Here is a 19,668-nt window from a genome sequence, read left to right as displayed (position 1 = left end):
TAAAAAGGCTTTTCAGAAAAACTGAAAAGCCATAAGATTATTAATCAGATAGCCATTCCTCAAGACATTTTATCATCTCACTGATATTTGGATAGCATTGTGTGAACATATTAGATGATAATTCAGGTATTCTATCTGATAATTTGCATAGCAAATTCTTTAACTCATCCAGTAAGTCTAATCCATCACTGTAGTTGTAATGGTAGACAGTTTCAAGGACGTCGAAGTAGTATTCGGCATCCCGATATTCCCTGGAATCTTTACCAAAGGTTTGCATTACAGAAGTTAGGAGTCTATTAATTTCTTGTTTAAGATGTTTGTTTTTCATGATGTCACCTCCATTTTATTTGACTTTTAAAGGTGAAAATTATTTGTATATTGATAGAAATATTTTTTTAGCAGAATATAAAGGTAGTCTTTATCCAGTTTATGTTTATTGACGTTTTGAATCCATACAGGATTTGATGATATGCTTAAAAGACATTTAGTAAGGTAGAATTCGATTATTTTATCTTCAGACAGATTTTCTATCTTTACCTTTTCATTAAGACATTTAATTGCATATCTTGATATTGCAGCAACAGTTTTTTCAAGTCTTTGAGAGTATGGTGTATAATTTAGAGTGCTTTCTAAAGAAATTGAATAAAATTTGGGAACATTTACTGTCAACATGGCAAATCACCTCCGTTAATTGTTTTATGCATGTTATTAAATGAATAATTAAGAAATCAAGTGTTTTTTAGAACTAATGAGAACTTTTTATTATTTGGTATGCTTATTTAATCTTGGTAAGATAGATAAGGGTATGAACAATAGAGGAATTTTTGTAATTCAGGATATTATTGTTCATACCTTCTTGTGGAGCCATAATTTATATTGGATGTTGGGACTAGAAGAAAGTGGGTAATGCAATATAAAAAACTTGAAATAGTTTTAAAGTAACCTGTATCATACCTCAGATAATTCTTTATGGAGGTATGTGAGATATGAATATAAAGGTGCTTAAAGTTGCGGGAGACAGCAATATCAATGCTGTTGTAGATGCAGCATTAGAAGAGATAAAGCAAAACTTGGCTGTAAATATCGATTGTATCGGCATGAAGGCCAGTTATCAGACGGTAAAAGTTTTAATTTTGTTTACTGAAAGATTGCTAAAGATGGGTTACAAGTTTTATATAAGGCCTTACTATGTAAAGGTAGATACACTAACACATGAGCATGATACCATTGCTAAGACAGCCATTCGCTGGACTATAATTGGACAAAGGAAAAAGTATTGATTCTTGTTTTAGTGACTGAAATGCGGTAATATGTGGATATACTGTCGGGAAGGACACACTTCTCTTACACTGAATTAAGTGAAGGAGAAGTGTGTTTTTTTATGCTTAAAAAAATAGATATAGCCTAAATATCATTATTTACTAATTTCAATTTATTATCTTTGTATTTATATAGGAGAATATGAAATGGAGAATTTTACTAATGTAGGAAAGACAGTATGTATATTGATAAACCAAGAATGTATAGTTTGCTATAGCAATATCGATAGGGATGTTACCTATGAGTATCTAGAGGCTATAAATATCTTTAACCATTTACCTGTTAATGATACTATTGATTACAGGATTAAGCGTTATATTGTAACTGTTGACAAAGTTAATTTAGATAAAGCAGTATATTATTTGATTCTTATTCAATTACAGCAAAACTATGCGTATATAGATTCGTTGACTGGACTGCATAACCGAAATTACTGGGAACAGTTGATGTCATATATATCGCATTGTTCCATGCCCAAACGTTTCACATTAATTATTCTTCATATAGATAATTTGAAGTGTTTAAATGACACCAAAGGTCATTTGATTGGAGATAAAGCCATAAGGATTGTCGGGCAAGCCATAAAGGAAAACATTAGAAAACAGGATATCGGAATAAGGAGTGGTGGGGATGAGTTTTTTATATTACTTGCAGATACAAAAGAAAGTGCGGCTCAAAAGGTAATAGATAGAATCAGGGAAAGTATCGGGAAAAGATGTGAAAGAGAAAATATTAATATTAAGATAAGCGCAGGTTCAGCCTACGCAGATTCTATGTACGAACTGGAAAAGGTGATTGATATGGCTGATAGCCATCTGTATAAAGAGAAGAATGGAAAAAAGGCTCAAGTAAAACATATAGCGGATGAATTAAAGGATTTAAAACAGAAAATAGAAATGCTTACAGATAATATAAACAAAAAAGTGGTTCAGGAGTCAAATGTAGCAATAAACAATGAACTGTTGGAAATAAGCACAAAACTAGATAAACTTATTACTAATCATAGTGAATATAGGAGATAAGATTTAAGGATAAGTATAGGCAAGTGCATTTTCGTTTGAACGGAAGTACTTGCCTTTTAGTATTTATGTAATTTCCCAACATCTTTTTTTGTCGCATGGAAACCCACCAAAGCCCTTGTGCCTTAAGCCTTTGCCCTAATTTCACTAATATACATAATTATAGGGTTAAGGGATTTGGGTTAAAGGGTTAAGAATATAAAAAATAAACTTGACATAGGGATATTATAGTAATTACAATATAAATCCAAATCCGATATCAGGTTTTGTCATAGTATCTTTTCCTTGAGGAACTGTCTACTTTTTTAGTAGGCAGTTTTTTAATGCCAAATTTAAGCATAAATAGCGTCAGTTATAAAGAAAAAATAAAAAGTTTTTAAAAAACATGCAAAAACAGCACTAAAGACCTACGAACAATTGGTTTTACCTATTTTTTATGTGTTATGCTACAAAAATGTAGGGGATAAAAATGCACATAAATAAGTTAAAAGATTCTAGAAAGACTTTGTGAAGTCCCTTTGCTTTTTAAATAACAATTAAATCTCATGAAAGGATGATGAACTATGACCTATTATTATAATTTCAGTAAAAGTTATTTGGAAGAGTGTATAGCGGAGTATAAGGAACTTTTGAATATTGAGAAGGAATTAGATAATTTATCAGGGAGAAATGAATTTGCAACCAATTATAATGAGTACCAACAATATATGAGACAAGTCCAAAACTATCATTATGATGATAACATTGAATATGCCAGAATTTTCGCTAATACTAAAGAGGAGTTAATAGAGAAAACAAAAAAATACATAAGAGAACTCAATTATTTTGATGAAGAATGTGATGATGAGAATGAACTATCAGAAAATGAAATGGTATTACAAGAAGCAGATATTAGTTTTATAGGGCAAGGATATTATGACATTTATTTAGTTGAAGGAGACCTATCTGTTCGTAGAATAGATGAAATGCTTAGGAGTGCGCTTGATGCTGAAATGACTCGAATTCAGAGCATCGATGAGGTGTGGGAATATATTTGTGAACACTTGGATGGGGATAAGGATTAATAATTAAGTTTCATTATAACGTAAATATGTTGGACAAAAGAATGTAGAACTACTTAAAAAACAGGATGTATATCCTGTTTTTTAATTTAAGTTCCAGTGTATATTTTAATTTAAAAAAATTGGGAACAAAACCATTGACTTTTCCTGAAAATAGTAATATTATATTCATAAAGAAAGCAAATTAGAGGGGAAATTATGTTATAGAGCGATGGTGAGTTGATTGGATTATATGTTTATTACCCCAGATAAAATGGATGGAAAGCGAATTTCTTATGATTATGTAGTACAGCAATATGAAATACAGAGGTTGTTGAAGGGGCATCCCCTTATAGTATTAAGTGATATTTGTGAAGAAATCACGAGTGGGATTCGAGTTAGGAAAGAGTATTATACGGATAAAGATGGATATAGAATCATTGCACCAGGAGATATAAGAAATGAAGTTATATATATTAATGAACTTAAAATAGTACAACCAGAAGTAGTAAGAGAGAAAGACATTATAAATAATGGAGATATATTGGTTACAGCCTCAGGTAAGTCGGGACAAATAATATATGTAAATGAAGCCTTGGAAGGCTACGTTATAACATCAGATATTATTAAAATTTCTTTAAAAGACAAGAGAGAAGAAATAAGGCTATATAAATTCCTAAAAAGCAGCATAGGCCAAATATTATTAAACTCCATAAAAATAGGAATCCTAAATAAAATCTTTGTAGAGGATATTGAAAAATTATTAATTCCCGAAGGCTTTGACACATATGGTGATGATGACTGGTATGACATTAGTCCGTATTCAAGTGCTGAAAAATTATATAAATCAGCAGAACTTATATTTTCTAGAGTACTTCATTATAAAGGCGAAGAGGAATATTTAAAATGTTTTTATGTTATGAAACATCTTGATAGCCATAGATTAGACCCTGAATATTATTCGAATTTTTACACTGAATTGTATAGGTTGATTCATAAAAATACAGGAAATGTGAAATGGCAGAGAATCGCTGAAGTTGCAGAAATTAAAAGGGCAAATAAACCTGATATAAGTGGGAACCAAAAAGTTAAGTATTTTTTATTGGCAGATATTGACCCTAATTTATCAATAATAAAAGAAACACATGAGGACTTTTATGGTAACCTAAGTAATCGAATGAGATATATTGTCAGGGATGGCGAAGTAGTTACTGCTAAGGGAGGAAGTGCCACAGGGACTAAGGGACATGTATCAGCGCTTATCACGGAAGAGTTTGATGGCATGGTAACAACAGATGCGCTGTATAACTTGGTTCCTAAAAATATTAGTCCCTATTATCTTCTGTTTTTGTTTAAGCAGCCAGTAATTTTAAATCAGATAAATATGTTTACTAAAGGAACACTATATAAACTTATTCAGAGAAAAGATTTTGAACAAATCAAAATACCAAGACTAGAAGGTAGTTTGGAGGAACAAATAACGGAAAAAATGTTGAGTTATTTAATCAAGTTAAAAAACCAAAAATAAAGGGGTGCTGTGTATGGGAAAAAATCAATGGGTAGTAAAACATGGTGATAAGTGGGCAGTTAAAGGTGAAGGTAATAAAAGGGCAACTAAAGTTACTGATACGCAAAAAGAAGCAATGGATGTTGCAAAGGGAATTGCCCAGAATCAAAAATCAGAACTAATTATCCAAGGGAGAGATGCAAAAATAAGAAGTAAAGATAGTTATGGAAATGACCCGTGTCCGCCAAGAGATAAGGAACATTGATTGGAGGTGGGTATTTTGGTAGAAACAATATATGAGCAACTAAAAACTCCTAAGCCTATTGAAGAATTACACCAAAGACTAAACGAGGCTGGGGTTAAGTGGAATATGTCACAATTACAACTATTTCTTTTGATGGATAGCAATATCAAAAAGACTGGGGACCTATACAGTGCTGGAGGAAATAATCTAAATACTATTATATTAGACATAGTGGATAAAGTAATGGATGGTAAACCTGTTGCACCTATAAGAAAGATTATGGAGTATGTACCAAATGATATTACAGTAAGTGGAGAAGAAATATCAAAGATAGCAGAATCTAGTGGTAAATATATAATACATTCCAATGGTGCTGTTTTAATGAGAACGAAAAATTAGGGAGGACTTACTATGCAAGAGTTAAAGGATAAAATAAAGGAACTTGGCTATGAAACTATAAAGGATATTGATGAGACTGCCTTTATAGCCAATCATAAAGATATATTTGTGTATGTAAAAAAAGTGGATGAAGAGCAGTTGAAACCAGAATTGGTTACAGCCATAACTTATGAAGCAATGGTAACAGACCCTATTTCTACATATGCTTGGATTACAAATGGTACAAGTAATGCTTATGTGCTTGTAGGAGAAGAAAAGGCTGTTTCAGAAATCCCATCGGTTTTTGAAGATGAAAGCGACTTCTATTCAGGGAAAAGGCAACTTACTGATAGGGATAAATGGTCAATAAGAAAATATCAAGAATTACAGGAGAAGTTTGATGGACTCCATGAAATGATTTATGGAATGAAAGACCACGTGAACAACTCCAATGACGTAATAGATGAGTTTAGCAAACTTATTTTTATGGAGACCTTTAGGCTTTATCATCCTGAATATAGATTGGCAAAAGGAAATGTGGCAGGGAGACTATTTAATGAAATATTTAGATATGAATATGTAGAGAAATATAAAGATGCGGCAGTTCAAGAGATTAGGGAAGCCTTCAAAGAGATAAAAGACCATGCTGATTATGTTGCCATTTTAGATAATGGAGAAAAGGCAAATATATTTAGTCAAGATGAATATATGAAACTTGAAAACCCGAATATCTATATTGCTGTATTAAAAGCCCTTCAGAATTTAGGACCAATAAAAATTGACGGTGTAGAGAGACCTGCTAATTTAATGGATTTAACAGGGGATGTATTAGGTAGAGTCTTTGACGTGCTGCTCCGAGGAAAGTTTGAGAATAAAGGTGGAATGGGTATTTATCTTACTCCAAGACAAGTAACGGAAGCGGGGGCAGAAATGGTTCTGCACGACCTTACCAAAGACGGGGCTGCGAAATTAATAGAAAGAGATTCAGAAGGAATACCTACTCTGCGTATAGGTGATTTGTGCTGTGGTTCTGCAGGGTTTTTAATAAAAATGCTTCAAAAAACTGAGCATTATCTCCTAAATAAATTAACAGGAGATAAGAAGCAATACGAGGAACTTTTTGAACAAATTAAAGAACATAGTTTTATTGGTGCAGATAATTCTCCAGGGATGATACTTAAAGCAAGGATTAATCTGGCACTTCATGGAGCGCCTAAGTGCCCAATTTTTCAAACAAGAAATTCTTTGGTGAATACAAGACTTGAGTCAGGAACCTTTGATGTAATCCTTACAAATCCTCCATTTTCAAAAACTGGAGTTTCAAAAACAATTAAAAAAGGTAAAACAACAGTGGAAAATCCAGAAGGTGTTGAAATTATTGAACGTTATTCAGAAGGTATAGACGAAGATGGAATGTTAAAAAATGACCCTGAACAAAAATATCTATGTCTTGGTTCAAAGCCAGATAGTAGAGGGAAGTGGAAAGAAGTAAATTCCGTAGACCCGGCAGTTTTATTCATTGATAGAAATCTTCAACTATTAAAACCAGGTGGACTACTTATGATAGTTGTACCAGATGGCATACTCTCAAACTCGGGAGATAGGTATGTCCGTGAATATATTATGGGTAAGAAAAACCCTGTAACAGGTGAATTTGAAGGCGGTAAGGCAATATTGAAAGCGGTTGTAAGTCTCCCTCAGGAAACCTTTGGACTTTCAGGAGCAGGTGCAAAGACTTCCTTGCTATACCTAAAGAAAAAAGAACATCCAGGCGAAAAACAGGGACCAGTATTCATGGCAGTAGCAGATGAAGTAGGTTTTACTGTAAAACAGAATGTTGAGATACAGTTAGGAGATGACCATAATGACTTATTAAAGATTGTGGAGGCTTATAAAAAAGGTATGCCAGAAGATATGGAGTAGGGTGGTGAGAACAATGCAGGTTAATAATGTTGCATGGGTGGAATGTAAATTCATTGATGATAGAATGGATTCATCTTCATATATAACACAGATTAATATGGGTTTATTTGACCTATATAAAAAAGAGAGTACTGATTTTCAAATTAAGACACTTGATGATATATGTAACAAAATTATAGATGGACCTTTTGGTTCAGATATTTTAGAGGAAGATTATGTAGAACAGGGTGTTCCATTTATTAGAGTTCAGAACATCACAGAGTATGGTTTTGAAGATTCGAATTTAGTATTTATATCAGAAAAAGCCAATAAAAGAATTATTAGGTCTGAATGTAGACCAGGAGATTTAGTGTTTACAAAAACAGGAAGATTAGGAACAGTGTGTGTGTTAAATAATGAATATAGTAATTATAATATTCGTGGAGATTTAGCCAAACTGCAATTAAAATCCCATATCGACCCATACTATGTTATGTCATACTTAAATTCAAACTTTGGAACTAAAATTACTAACTCTTATTCTTCTGGTTCTACCAGGGGAAGAATACTAATTAGTAATATTAAAAAAATTTTTACTCCCATTCCATCTCCTGAAATCCAAAAATGCATAGGAGATAAGGTTAGGAAAGCAGAAGAGTTGAGAGAAGAAGCGAAAAGGTTAAAAAAAGAGGCTGAAGAGATTATATATAAGAAATTAAATAATATTGAATTAGAAGATGAAAAAAACTACACTGTAAACTTTATTAAAGAAAAAGATGTATTTGAAAGAATAGATAGTGAATATTATAAAGAAAAATATTTTATATTACAGAAACAGTTAGAAAGTAAGGGGTTTGTCTTAAAAACTTTAGATAAATTATGTGATTCTAATATCTATAATGGGAAAACATATAAAACTACAAATGAGAAAAGAAAGTATATGAACATTGGGGTTGGCGAATTGGGAGACTGGTTTATTGTAGGCAATGAAGATAAATATATAGATGAAAATATTAACACTAGGCATTTAATTGATAAATATAGCATTGTATGGGGAAATTCCGCTCATTTAGCAAAATATATAGGGGAAAAAGTTAATATTAATTTAGAAAGGAATTTATATGTGTCAACAACAGAAATAACATGTATAAAGCCTAATTTAGACAAAATTAATCCGTATTATTTATTTTTATATATGAAATCAAACTGGGGATATTACCAAATTCAAAGGACTGTAAAAGGAATGACAGCGCACTCTTATCCAGGGGATATTTCAAGAATCATAGTTCCTATTTTGGACTTTAGTTTAGAAGAGTTAGATATTATGAAAAATGCTGTTGAATTAGGCTATAAATATATTAATAAATCAAAACAACTAATTCAAGAAGCCAAGCAAGATGTAGAAGATTTAATAGAAGGCAACTTTGATATGTCAAAAATTAAGGTGAATAATTAGAATTTATATAGAACAAAGGCAGGTGAAACCTTTGATAAACATAAACGAGTTGGTTAAAAGTTTAAACTTCCTATATGATTATGGAGAAATAAAAAATAATATAGATTTACAATACCTTACAGACCAAAACTTTATTAGGCTTATAGAAGATAGACTAGTTATTACAAAAAAATGGATTAAGTTTAGTGGGAAGGTAAACAAAGAAGACTTTATATCCTCTCTTCTCTGTTTCTATCCTCCGTTATTGCATAAACTGTTGCAAAAGGTTTACGTAGAGGCATGTATTATAGGTAAGAGGGGAGACAGCAAAGCCCTATATGAGTTTATAGACAGTATCCCTGAATTTGCCGAAACCATATTAAAGATAAAAGATGAGGTTATAGAGGAAACAGGAGATATAAAGGGTTTTTATCAGGCTGTATTTAATGGGTATCCTCAATATCCCTCAATACTTAACAAACTTAAGACCATACAATTGGCAGAGAACGTAGAAGATGTAGACTCGGCTTATGTGGGAAATAATCCTAATGAAATATGGACAAAAGGCAGAAGAGTAACTTCATCTATAACTATTGCAAAGTTAAAGGAGAAAAACAAATATACATTTACCCCTTACGAATACAGGGATTTCCCAGTGGAGGAACCAGTGAGAGAAGTTCTTTCTTACCCGTGGAAAACATTTTTGACTTTGTTGACTATGGTAGCCCTGGAATATCAGACGGCTGGCTTTGAAGGCTTAGCCATAAGGCCGACAGACCACAGCAACTACTATGCAGTACAAGCCTTAGACTTTTACATTTTCAATACAAAGGGAAGAGAGATTAGGGTAGGAAGGCTTAATGATTTTGTATATGAGTTTTGTTTAGAGAATGATATGTACTTATTCCCCGACAAGGCTCCAGAAGTATACAAGGTGGTTTTTGATATGATGGATGAACAAAAAATAGATTTTAAAGATGGAGAATATGTCCTTAATGAAAAGTTTAAGGACCTGATATACTCCAAAGATATTATTATTAAAAACCGTTCCAGAAAGTTTAAAAACACCCTTAAAGATTACATAGAAAAGTTGAGGAATACATTATGATTATTAAAATAGGTACTGATAGATTCTGGGTAAAGCCATCCAACATAGAAAGATGGGCGGAAATCTTAAAATCCTTACCAGAAAAAATACTTTGCACCAGTAAAAAAGATATAGCCAGGGACTATTTAGATTACAAGGTTGATAAAAGCGGAAGAATTGTAAATGCTGATGAGGTATATGGCCTGTTTGGGGTTGAAAAGACAAAAGACTCTGTAACTATCGTTGGATGTAACTTTATTAAAGAAAATGAAGATGGATACGAACTTACAGAGGGTGCTATTGAACTGTTAGAGGGGTACAAACAAAATGCAGGATGGGAAAAGGTACTGGCAAGTCAATTATTAAAGTATTCTGTAAGGGTTAGAACTATTGTTTTTGCAATGTTAAATGGAGGACAACTTATTTTTGAAAAAGGATATATGAAAAACTTTGCCAAGGCTTATATAACCTTTAACAACAAGGAATATTATGTATTTAGCAATAAACCAGAAGAAGTAAATATAAATGATTTAATGAGTGAAAACACTTTAAAAATATTAGGAGATTTCTGGCGAAAGGAACTTAACATAGATGAAACAGAAGAAATAATGTTTAGAGGAATTAACAAGAATTATCCTTCATTAGGCTCCATGAGCACATATTTAAAAATACCGATGCTGTTATTTGATTATTTGGGCTGGATTATTGAATATGAAGATGGAAAGTACATCTTAGATAAGCAGAAAATAAAAAATGACGCAGGTCAAAGTGTGTATGAAAGTCTAGTAAATGGGGCAAATGCAGATGAATTAGAAATATTAGAACAATTAATAAAAGAATATTCTGATGCAAGAGGATTTTTTCCAATAGGAATTGTAGGCTCTATGCTTAAAACCAGCATCGATAACCAAAGTAATATGACGGAAGAACAGTGGATTGACCATTATTTTATTACAGGAATAAACCAGGGAAGGTTTAAAATTAAGCATCATGAGCAAGGACAGCCAAGGCATGGCAGGGGACTTTTAGGGAAAAGAGATTACCAATTAATAAAATTAGAAATTATAGGTTAGGAGGGATGGGTATGTCTATATGGGCACCCTTTGGCACCAGTGATTTTCCATTAAACCAACCAATGGTTGGACAAAAAGAGTTTTATGATATTTTTAAAGGCTTTACAAAGACTATGAAAAATGCAGGGATGGCAACTATATTTCCATTGATTTCAAAGTGGGGTGTAGGTAAATCCCGAATCGGATTTGAACTTGTCTCAGAACCTCTTGGCATGGATAAGGGCTGGATTATTAATGAAGATGGAGAACAAAAGGAAGTAAGGATTTTTAAGCCTAACTTCGAAGATAAGGTTCTTCCATTATACATAAGGTATTCTCAAATGTGTCATCCTGATTTGCTAGGGGATAACTGGGTGGCTTATGGTATTTATACAGCCCTATCTTATTTAAGTAGAGAATCCGATGGAAGCATTCAAGGAAAGATTATGGAATCTATTCAAGATGCTCTAATTCCTATGGGATTTGATAGGAATACCTTAGGAGATTTGCTGCAAGTAAATAATGTAAATACAGATGAATTGGTAATAAGTAAAGAAAGACTGGATGAGTTAACCCGAAAAGGAATTGAGTATGTAAAACAGTTTGATATTGAGCATTTTATGATTATTTGCGATGAAATGGAAACAGCAGGAGAAATCGCAAAGTATGGAATTGAAAAAGATAAGGAACTCGTAAACAAAGTTGATGGGGAAGCAATTCAGGTAATTACCAGTGCAATAAAACATGAAGACCCAAGAAAAAAGTACCCAGAGGTTTCCTTCCTTTTATTATGCTCTACAGCCATTGGAGGAAGTATCCAAGGTATAGGTGCACTAGATAGAAGGACGGAAATGTATGAAATGCTTCAGAACTCCTTTGCAGACATATCAGATTTTATATACTTCCTCAACAAAAAAAGTATGATACCAGAATATCCAAAGGGGTTGGTGGAAGCAGCCTATACTATAGCAGGGGGTAATTTTGGCTGGTTTAATGTTATCATGCACAACGTAGACCAAAAGATGGAGGATAATACTGTTAGGAGAGATACGGGGCATATCTTTGAAAATATACTAAACTCCAGCAATCGCTTTAAGGAAAGTCTAATTGATAAACCAGCCTTTGATTACATTAGGTGTGATGATAGGTTTAGACAGACGGTTAAACATGCTCTTTTAGGTCAAATTCCTCAGAAAAAATCCAATTATTCAGATGAAGAAACTATAGCCATGATGGATGCCAAGGCAGAAGATGGAGAGAAGTTATTTAAAGAGTTTTACCGTGTAAAATTAGAAAAAGATGATTTGGCCGTTTACCTTAATTCACAGGGCTACAAAAGGGAATTGGGGGATAACTTTATAAATAACTTTGGTAGCAGTTTTGACCTAGGTATACTTTTTAGAAGCCTGAAAACTTTTTCTCTTAATGTAAAAGAAAATGAGTACATTGTAGGTAAAGAAGAAGAAACATTTTTAGACCAGGTAAGGATGTTATATCCAAAAGAAGATATTGAAGAAGCAGCAAGATATATATATAGTTATATAATTGAAAAATTAGAAAAAGAAGATGCAAAGGAAGCAGAATATATTGGTCCAAATTTTGCCTATTTAAGCCGACTTGACAAAAGATATAGGGTGGAAAAAGATGACTTTGGATTTGTTCCTGATACGGAAAAGAACAAAGAGATTGAAGAGTTAATAAAAGAAAGAAGTAAAAATAGAAAAGAAGAAGTGAAAAGGGTTCTTTCAGGGACTTGCAGGGCTTTAGAGATAAATTATCCTGAAGAGAGTTTTTATACTATTAATGGTGTTGAATGCGTCAGGACTAAGGTAGAAGGGGGTCCTTATCTGGATGCCCACGGTGATAAAATAGTAGATATTATATGGGGTAAGGATGAAGAAAAACTAAAAGGAGTATTGCTTGATAATAGGCTCTTAAAAGATGGGGTTCATCCTGTGATTGTGATTTCTGATTCGGTAATAAGTACAGAGTATACTGATAAATTTGTTAAGGAAAAGTATGAAGGTATAGGAAAGTGCTTGATATTTGTTAATATAACCAGACTCCAAAAGGATATTTTAGAAGTTATGTCCTTAGATAAGGATATATTGGATATAAGAGAAAATAGAAATGTTATCACATCTACCTTTAGGGATAGAATTCGAAAGATTAGAGACCATTTTAATCTAAAAGCGGGAGAATGGTTTGAAAAATTAGATGAAGAAGGCTGGATTTTAAGGCCTATTATCTATAAGAAGCATGATGAAAAACAACTAGCAGTTCTTTCTAATGCTTTTAAAAGAATGCTTATATATAACCTTGATTTTGAGGAACTTGGTAGCAAGAAAGATGTGAGACTATCAGATGCAGAATATACGGAGTTAAAGATTGTTTTAAAATCAACTTCTATAGGAAGAATGAATGAAGGCCAAGGCTATAAAGAGACAGGATTGTTCATCAAAGAGGATGAAAACAAATATAGTATAAATATACCTTCTTGCATGAATAGGATACTGAAGTATAATGGTAACCACAACCAATCCTTGGCTGATTATGGTAATAAGTTCTTTTTTAGCCTTATACATGAGGTAAAGCCAAAACGTATTGTAGAACAATGGATAGAATTCATGATGGGTTTAAACCTTCTGTTAAAGACTAGGGAAGGTTTTATAGAGAGAATATCCAACTATGAGTTGAATGGAAAGTATTCTGTGGTTAAAAAGTGGCTTGAAGATGACTGCAAAAAGGAAATTAGCAGCATGAAGAAGGTTATAAACGGTCCTTATTTGGATGTTCTTGAAAAGAATCAAGTGCCCTACTATAAAGTGCAACTTCAAGATGCTGAAAAAATTAAGGATAGCATTAATGTTGATAAGTTATCAGAAAAAGATGATAAGAACATGGAAAACTTCAGAGAGGTCATTTCTAAGATTGAGGAATTCTTGGAGATTTGCTATCAAGTATATGATAGTGATGGATGGAATAACATCAAAACCTATAACCCAAATATCATAAAGGATATTAAAATTGATGATAAGGATAAGCCTTTGTGGTTTAGGGTAAGGCATATAAGATTGTTTATAGACTATATTAATAATTTGAAAGACCCAGCCGTAAAGAGCATTACGGATAAAATTGCAGAAATTAAGAGTAATTGTGAGTATGGCTCATTCATGCTTCCTATTTCTCCAATAACGAATATATTGCAAAAATATTGCAATGAGTTGGAAAATTCTACGGATTATCAAAAGATGACTATAGCAGGTACAGGTACTATGGTTTCCTATATAAATACTCTAGCATATAAGTTAATGGATGGGGATTTTAGTGGAGCATATAAACGAATTGAAGATATTCTTGATGCCTGTGGCTTGGAAGTCATCGAAAATAATGAGTTAAAGTGGGCAAATGACAAAGGGATAATAGGTGAGTACAGGACAATCTATAAGAACTTCACCTCAATTATAGACTGTTACAAGAAATTACCTGAAAGTAAAAGATGGGTTGATTATTTCTCAGATGCCACAGAAAAATTAAAAAACCACTCTGAAGTAAGAAACTTAAGCAACTGTATTAGGGAAATAGAACTATTTGTAAATGGTGGACTTGAACAGGAAATTGAAGATAACGAACCTGGTATGCTGAGTAAGCCTGATGATTTTTTAGCACTTCTTAAAAAGAGTGTTGAAGATATGCAGCATTATGTGGGGCTCATTGAAGGTTATAGAACAAACGTGATGAACTTGGCAAGGACAAGAAAGAATGAATTTTATGATTCATTACTCATAAAAACTTTGGACAAGGTACGAAAAGTACAAGGAAAGAATCCTATATCTGCCCAAATAAATATGGAAGAGTATCCGAAAGAGTCAACATATGAGGCTACCAAGATAGCAATACGGGATAAAATGGATGTTTTTTCCAACGAAGGAGAATCTTTCTTTAAAAACTCATCATCTATTAAAAAGACTACTTTTGGTTTCTTTAAACAGGTGGTTGAAAAAGATGGTGATATTACTTGGGATGATTACCCTGATGAAAAGAGGGAACTTGAATTAGTGAAACTGATTCAGACAAGAGTTGAGGTGCTGTGATGTTTGTTCAGATACTAGATGAATATAAAAACAGAACAGAATATAGAGTGCTTAAAGGTTTCTATAACTGCCAAATAGCAAACCTGGATGCACTTCAAAAAGGAGTTCTAGTTTTACCTGGTATTCTTTTAAATAGGATAGATAAGGAACAATTGAATTTACTAAATATCTGGCTTGAAGACAGCAACAATCAGTTAATACTGACCCCCACATGGATTGAAATGAACTTAAAAAACTTTTTCGATTCATCAATAGATATATTGATTACTAAAACAGATAGCAGTTTTGATAAAATCCCAGTAGGTTATAAAATCGAATCCACAGTAAAAGATACTATATTTCAGCAGGATGGAAAGATTTTTGGTGTTAACTATAGAAGAAATACAGGAACAGGTCTAATAACGGTAGTTACTCTGCCGTTATTAGACTATAGACTAATCCAGTTTGAGTATAAACTAAAAATTTTATTTGATTCCTTGTTTCAGGTTGATGTTGCAGCACAAGAATCTACAGTGGAGATAAAAAATTTTGCTTTAAATGATATACATATTTATTTAATTATTTTATCAGGTGCCCAAGTGGATTTAGTTAATCAGATGTCTAAAAAAATTAAGAAATACTTTGGAGTCACAGTTGATGAGGAAACTGCTATGGGAATGTATAAAGATTTAGTGGCTCATCAGTATATAAATTCCGATGGATTAACGAATAAGGGTATGGACGTAGTGAAGGAAAGGAAGTTGAAATCCTTTATCCAGGTTGTAAAAAAGAGAGGTGAAAAAGAAGATGGATGGATTTAAAGAAAGCGGTACCCCTATATCCCAAAGTATAGTTGCTAATATTCAGTTGGGACTGCCAGCCACCGTTTCCAAGTTATCATCCAAAATGCGGTTTATAGATAAAATAGCCCCCACATTAAAAGAAAGTGGAGTGATTAGAAATATAGAACTAATTAATCCGCTTACCATTAAGGCTTCAGGAATTTCATCAACTAACAGGACTTCTAATGCATTTGGTGGAATTTTATATGTCGCTGGGGCAGTACGGCAGGATGTTCTCATCGATGATGGTTCTATCTATAAAACAAGGCAGGAAAGTATAGTAGATGTAGACGAAATAGACGATTTAGATAACCAGAAAAAATTAAAGTTTATAGATATCATTAATGTATATAAATTGCTTGAAGATTTAATGGAAGACGATGAAAAACCTGAACTTGTTTTGGTGGATGTACCTCTGGTACTAGAGCGTGCAGATGCACCAGTTGATGATAGAAAGGACACTATAATAGCCTATAATAAATGTAGAGACACTATAGAATCCTTTTGGGAAAAGTATAAGGATAATATATATCCTTTTAATAAAAATGGAATAAAAATCGTATCAGTAGGAACAAAAAGATTTGGGGCAATTGTATTTGCCCTGACACAAGATAACCTATGTTACATACCAGATGAAATTGACAGCAAAATAACTGGAAGAATGGAAGATTTAATGCCACAGGTTCAAGATGTAGGTATAAAAAGGTTGCTGACTGGTATTCTTGTAAAAAGGACAAGAACGGCGGCATTTCAATATGATGGATTAAATAAGGATTGTAGGCTTGAGCCAGAAAGTTTGAGGGAAGTAGGTTTAATGGGAATGCACATTAAAGCAGGGAATACTACACCACCACTTCTGGTAGAAATATTAGGCGATGTAGGAAATTGGACAACAGAAATGCTCGATGAATTGGCTTCACAGATTATATCATTAATTACATTTGACCAGCAAAAAGCAATGCCATTACCATTATGGTACGCAAAATATGCTTTAAAACCAGTTGAGGCAACAAATAACGGGAAAAATGTTATACTACAATACTATAAAGCACAAGCAAGAGAGATGCTTAAAAATGAGGAGTTAGAAAGTATTTGGAAAGAAGACTTAGATGTATTTGAAGAATAAAACGAAGAGGTGAGTATTATTTATGGACAAATACATAGGCAAACTTATCGGTAACACTGGGAATCCTAATGATTTAAAGATTGCCCTTGAAAACAGTTTTTCTGCTAAAAGGGGCGAGTTTGTAAAAATTAAACATAGAGAAACTGAAGAAGATGGAGATACCTATGTTCTAGGAAGAATTGTTTCCATATCCAGAAGCAATATTCTATATAACTCCAACATGGGTGAGGGGTTATCATCCCTTGAAATATTACCAGGTGCGCAAATTACAGGAGAGACACTGTTTGGGACCATAGAATTAGTAGGGTATAGAGATAATTATGGGCAGATAAAAATACCAAGGAGACCTCTTAACCCAGGAGAAAAGGTATATGGTGTTGATTATGAGTTTTTATCAAAGTTTTATAAATTTGATGAAAATACTAGCCTTAATATAGGAAATCTTATTGGATACGATAAGGGGAGCAATATAGTTCCAGTTTATCTTGATGTAAACAAACTGGTTACAGAGCATATGGCAGTGCTGGCTATGACTGGTTCAGGTAAATCATACACTGTAGGCAGGATTATTGAAAGACTTGTTGCAGAAATGAATGGAACAGTAGTAGTATTTGATGTTCATGGGGAGTACGGGAAAGCATTTGAAAAGGGAGAGATACACTTTAATAACAATTTCGATTATATTGAGGATGAAAAAGAAAAGGAGAGCATACAAAAGATTCAGGAGAACTTATCAAAGATGCTGAATGCTGGAGGTGGAATGAAAGTATATACTCCTCAGATTGATTCTTTTGATTATAAATATAGTGCAAAGAATCATCATTTGGCTCTGCAATTTGACAGATTTGATATGGATGATTTATCATCTATTCTTCCTGGGTTAACTGAGGCTCAAGAAAGGGTATTAGATGTTGCAATAAGATATTGGAAGGCAAAGTACAGTAATCCCCCCAGGGATATTCAGGATTTAACTTATCTTTTATCAGATGAGCGAGGATTAGAAGAATTAAAGAGTTGGGATAACTTGACTGAAGGAGAATCAAAAGCATTAAACAACAGAAGTGCAGCAGTTGCTTCTATAAAATTGTCCCGAGTAATAAATGAGGCAAAAAGTTTTTATACAAGGGCTATTGGTGAACCTACAGATATTTATGAAATGATTGGGGAAAAAGGAAAGAGTGTAGGAAGGTTTGTAATTATAGATTTACAAGGCTTATCTGACGATGCAAAGCAAATTATTACAGCATTGATATCCAGTGAGGTATTGAGAGCAGCATCGGATAAGAAAAGGCAGATAAGACCATGTTTCCTTGTTTATGAAGAGGGACATAATTTTGCACCAGCGGGCATTCCGAGTATATCTAAAAAAATTATAAAGAAAATTGCTGCAGAAGGAAGAAAGTTTGGTACAGGGTTTGCAATTATATCCCAAAGGCCATCGAAACTGGACCCAGATGTTACATCACAATGTAATACAATCATTACAATGAGGTTAAAGAATCCAGATGACCAAAGGTTTATTGCAAAAACATCAGATATGTTCTCAAAGTCTGATATTGATGAATTACCATCTCTATCAACAGGAGAGGCATTGATAAATGGAAGGTCAATACCTGCACCATTGTTAGTAAAGGTTGGGACAAAAGCGCTTATACATGGTGGAGAATCCCCTGAAGTTATTAAGGAATGGGGCACATTCAATGAATAGGGAAAAGATTATTGATTTTATAAAAGAAGAATTTAAAGAAGGGAATATTAGAAATGAAATGTTTCCTATGATGACACAATTTGGGATAAGGGACTATTCAGAAACTGTTCATACTGTAGGTCTTAATTACATAACTGCTATAGGGAGACATGTAGAAGGAATTACATCCCTTTCAGAATGTCCTGTATATCCATATTCACAAATAGGTTATTATGGGCAAATGGTTGCAGAGAGCCAAGCCAATTACGAAGTTAAAGTTAATGAGGTAAGGCCAGATTCTATTTGGTATTCAAAAGAAGGTAATAACCCTATATTGATTTGCGAATTTGAAAGATATGAAAAGAATAGAAGAAAAGATTTAAAAGTCAAAGAAAAAATAGAAAACTTGCTTATTGCTTATCATCAACTAGGTGGGAATATCCCTATCATATTATTTGTATATTGGAGTTATGCCGGGGAAAATCCGGGAGAGATTGAAGAATATATATCCATATTTGATAATGGGTTTAAAAAAAGTGATGGTTCCTATATAAGAGGAATTAATGCATTAAAAACTAAGTATTTAATATATCGGTGTGTTGCTTCAGGTAATGCTGATAATCTTATGTTAAATCAATGGGTAGAGGTTGGATAAAATGAGAAAAAAGAAAGCCGTTAATTTTCGCCCACAGGTAGATATGAATATAGGAGACAAGTATTTACTAAAGGAATTTATTGATGAAGGTTCTTTTGGTTATGTATGGAGGTCTGTAAATCTTGAAAGCAAAGAAATTGTGGCACTTAAAATACCTAAGGACCAAGAACGGGGAGATAATACTTTATCTGAAGGAAAAGAATTCATTGGAAATCATCATCCAAATGTAATTACTATATACTGGATGGGACGGGTAGATGGAGTTTTTCTCATTGAAATGGAATATTTTAATGGGCATAAA

Annotated in this window: 17 protein-coding genes and 1 pseudogene; 16 read left to right on the top strand and 2 right to left on the bottom strand. The window is 33.0% G+C overall.

Annotated elements, in window-relative coordinates; genetic code table 11:
* Nucleotides 1-40: 40 nt before the first annotated feature.
* Both ABV008_RS01535 and ABV008_RS01530 read right to left on the bottom strand, forming a co-directional pair.
* Nucleotides 41-328 (bottom strand): hypothetical protein, encoded by a 288-nt coding sequence (locus ABV008_RS01535; protein WP_352418055.1) that lies wholly within the window; start codon nt 326-328, stop codon nt 41-43.
* 26 nt (nt 329-354) lie between these two features.
* The gene (locus ABV008_RS01530) at nt 355-672 is read right to left on the bottom strand and encodes a hypothetical protein (RefSeq protein WP_352418054.1); all 318 of its coding nucleotides are present in this window, start codon (nt 670-672) and stop codon (nt 355-357) included.
* A 314-nt stretch (nt 673-986) separates the two neighbouring features.
* Here ABV008_RS01530 and ABV008_RS01525 point away from each other — a divergent pair, with 314 nt between their 5' ends.
* The 16 genes and pseudogenes from ABV008_RS01525 to ABV008_RS01450 form a co-directional block, all read left to right on the top strand.
* Entirely contained in the window at nt 987-1,280 is a 294-nt protein-coding gene (locus tag ABV008_RS01525) for a stage V sporulation protein S (protein ID WP_262429048.1), read from the top strand.
* A gap of 186 nt (nt 1,281-1,466) precedes the next feature.
* A complete protein-coding gene (locus ABV008_RS01520) occupies nt 1,467-2,342 on the top strand; it encodes a GGDEF domain-containing protein (protein WP_352418053.1) in 876 nt (291 codons plus the stop codon).
* 626 nt (nt 2,343-2,968) lie between these two features.
* A complete protein-coding gene (locus tag ABV008_RS01515) occupies nt 2,969-3,403 on the top strand; it encodes a hypothetical protein (RefSeq protein ID WP_352418052.1) in 435 nt (144 codons plus the stop codon).
* Nucleotides 3,404-3,632: 229 nt separating this feature from the next.
* Complete coding sequence (locus ABV008_RS01510; protein ID WP_352418097.1) at nt 3,633-4,907, top strand: restriction endonuclease subunit S; 1,275 nt, start codon at nt 3,633-3,635, stop codon at nt 4,905-4,907.
* Nucleotides 4,908-4,920: 13 nt separating this feature from the next.
* A complete protein-coding gene (locus ABV008_RS01505; RefSeq protein WP_352418051.1) occupies nt 4,921-5,151 on the top strand; it encodes a DUF2188 domain-containing protein in 231 nt (76 codons plus the stop codon).
* A gap of 15 nt (nt 5,152-5,166) precedes the next feature.
* Nucleotides 5,167-5,529, top strand: a complete 363-nt coding sequence (locus ABV008_RS01500; RefSeq protein ID WP_352418050.1) for a hypothetical protein — start codon at nt 5,167-5,169, stop codon at nt 5,527-5,529.
* 12 nt (nt 5,530-5,541) lie between these two features.
* The gene (locus tag ABV008_RS01495; protein WP_352418049.1) at nt 5,542-7,431 is read left to right on the top strand and encodes an HsdM family class I SAM-dependent methyltransferase; all 1,890 of its coding nucleotides are present in this window, start codon (nt 5,542-5,544) and stop codon (nt 7,429-7,431) included.
* A 13-nt stretch (nt 7,432-7,444) separates the two neighbouring features.
* Nucleotides 7,445-8,866, top strand: coding sequence for a restriction endonuclease subunit S (locus ABV008_RS01490; RefSeq protein WP_352418048.1), 1,422 nt, complete (start codon nt 7,445-7,447; stop codon nt 8,864-8,866).
* A gap of 31 nt (nt 8,867-8,897) precedes the next feature.
* Entirely contained in the window at nt 8,898-9,953 is a 1,056-nt protein-coding gene (locus tag ABV008_RS01485) for a hypothetical protein (protein ID WP_352418047.1), read from the top strand.
* Complete coding sequence (locus ABV008_RS01480; protein WP_352418046.1) at nt 9,950-11,005, top strand: hypothetical protein; 1,056 nt, start codon at nt 9,950-9,952, stop codon at nt 11,003-11,005. Before ABV008_RS01485 ends, ABV008_RS01480 begins: the two co-directional genes overlap by 4 nt.
* Nucleotides 11,006-11,016: 11 nt before the next feature.
* Entirely contained in the window at nt 11,017-15,078 is a 4,062-nt protein-coding gene (locus ABV008_RS01475; protein WP_352418045.1) for a hypothetical protein, read from the top strand.
* Entirely contained in the window at nt 15,078-15,878 is an 801-nt protein-coding gene (locus tag ABV008_RS01470; protein WP_352418044.1) for a hypothetical protein, read from the top strand. The genes ABV008_RS01475 and ABV008_RS01470 overlap by 1 nt, the downstream gene beginning before the upstream one ends.
* Complete coding sequence (locus ABV008_RS01465) at nt 15,853-17,025, top strand: hypothetical protein (RefSeq protein WP_352418043.1); 1,173 nt, start codon at nt 15,853-15,855, stop codon at nt 17,023-17,025. The genes ABV008_RS01470 and ABV008_RS01465 overlap by 26 nt, the downstream gene beginning before the upstream one ends.
* Before the next feature lie 22 nt (nt 17,026-17,047).
* Nucleotides 17,048-18,733 (top strand): helicase HerA domain-containing protein, encoded by a 1,686-nt coding sequence (locus ABV008_RS01460; protein WP_352418042.1) that lies wholly within the window; start codon nt 17,048-17,050, stop codon nt 18,731-18,733.
* Nucleotides 18,726-19,367: a hypothetical protein gene (locus ABV008_RS01455; protein ID WP_352418041.1), complete on the top strand. Its 642-nt coding sequence runs from the start codon at nt 18,726-18,728 to the stop codon at nt 19,365-19,367. Before ABV008_RS01460 ends, ABV008_RS01455 begins: the two co-directional genes overlap by 8 nt.
* Before the next feature lies 1 nt (nt 19,368).
* Nucleotides 19,369-19,668, top strand: a pseudogene (locus ABV008_RS01450) (serine/threonine protein kinase); the annotation flags it as partial.

The organism is Proteiniborus sp. (assembly GCF_040308045.1).
In the GTDB taxonomy this organism is placed as follows: domain Bacteria; phylum Bacillota; class Clostridia; order Tissierellales; family Proteiniboraceae; genus Proteiniborus.
This window is presented reverse-complemented; position numbering and strand designations above follow the sequence as displayed.

Excerpts from the sequence above, each read along its gene's own strand:
- ABV008_RS01535 (WP_352418055.1), bottom strand. The coding sequence starts at position 328 with ATGAAAAACAAACATCTTAAACAAGAAATTAATAGACTCCTAACTTCT.
- ABV008_RS01530 (WP_352418054.1), bottom strand. The coding sequence starts at position 672 with ATGTTGACAGTAAATGTTCCCAAATTTTATTCAATTTCTTTAGAAAGC.
- ABV008_RS01525 (WP_262429048.1), top strand. The coding sequence starts at position 987 with ATGAATATAAAGGTGCTTAAAGTTGCGGGAGACAGCAATATCAATGCT.
- ABV008_RS01520 (WP_352418053.1), top strand. The coding sequence starts at position 1,467 with ATGGAGAATTTTACTAATGTAGGAAAGACAGTATGTATATTGATAAAC.
- ABV008_RS01510 (WP_352418097.1), top strand. The coding sequence starts at position 3,633 with ATGTTTATTACCCCAGATAAAATGGATGGAAAGCGAATTTCTTATGAT.
- ABV008_RS01505 (WP_352418051.1), top strand. The coding sequence starts at position 4,921 with ATGGGAAAAAATCAATGGGTAGTAAAACATGGTGATAAGTGGGCAGTT.
- ABV008_RS01495 (WP_352418049.1), top strand. The coding sequence starts at position 5,542 with ATGCAAGAGTTAAAGGATAAAATAAAGGAACTTGGCTATGAAACTATA.
- ABV008_RS01490 (WP_352418048.1), top strand. The coding sequence starts at position 7,445 with ATGCAGGTTAATAATGTTGCATGGGTGGAATGTAAATTCATTGATGAT.
- ABV008_RS01480 (WP_352418046.1), top strand. The coding sequence starts at position 9,950 with ATGATTATTAAAATAGGTACTGATAGATTCTGGGTAAAGCCATCCAAC.
- ABV008_RS01475 (WP_352418045.1), top strand. The coding sequence starts at position 11,017 with ATGTCTATATGGGCACCCTTTGGCACCAGTGATTTTCCATTAAACCAA.
- ABV008_RS01470 (WP_352418044.1), top strand. The coding sequence starts at position 15,078 with ATGTTTGTTCAGATACTAGATGAATATAAAAACAGAACAGAATATAGA.
- ABV008_RS01460 (WP_352418042.1), top strand. The coding sequence starts at position 17,048 with ATGGACAAATACATAGGCAAACTTATCGGTAACACTGGGAATCCTAAT.
- ABV008_RS01455 (WP_352418041.1), top strand. The coding sequence starts at position 18,726 with ATGAATAGGGAAAAGATTATTGATTTTATAAAAGAAGAATTTAAAGAA.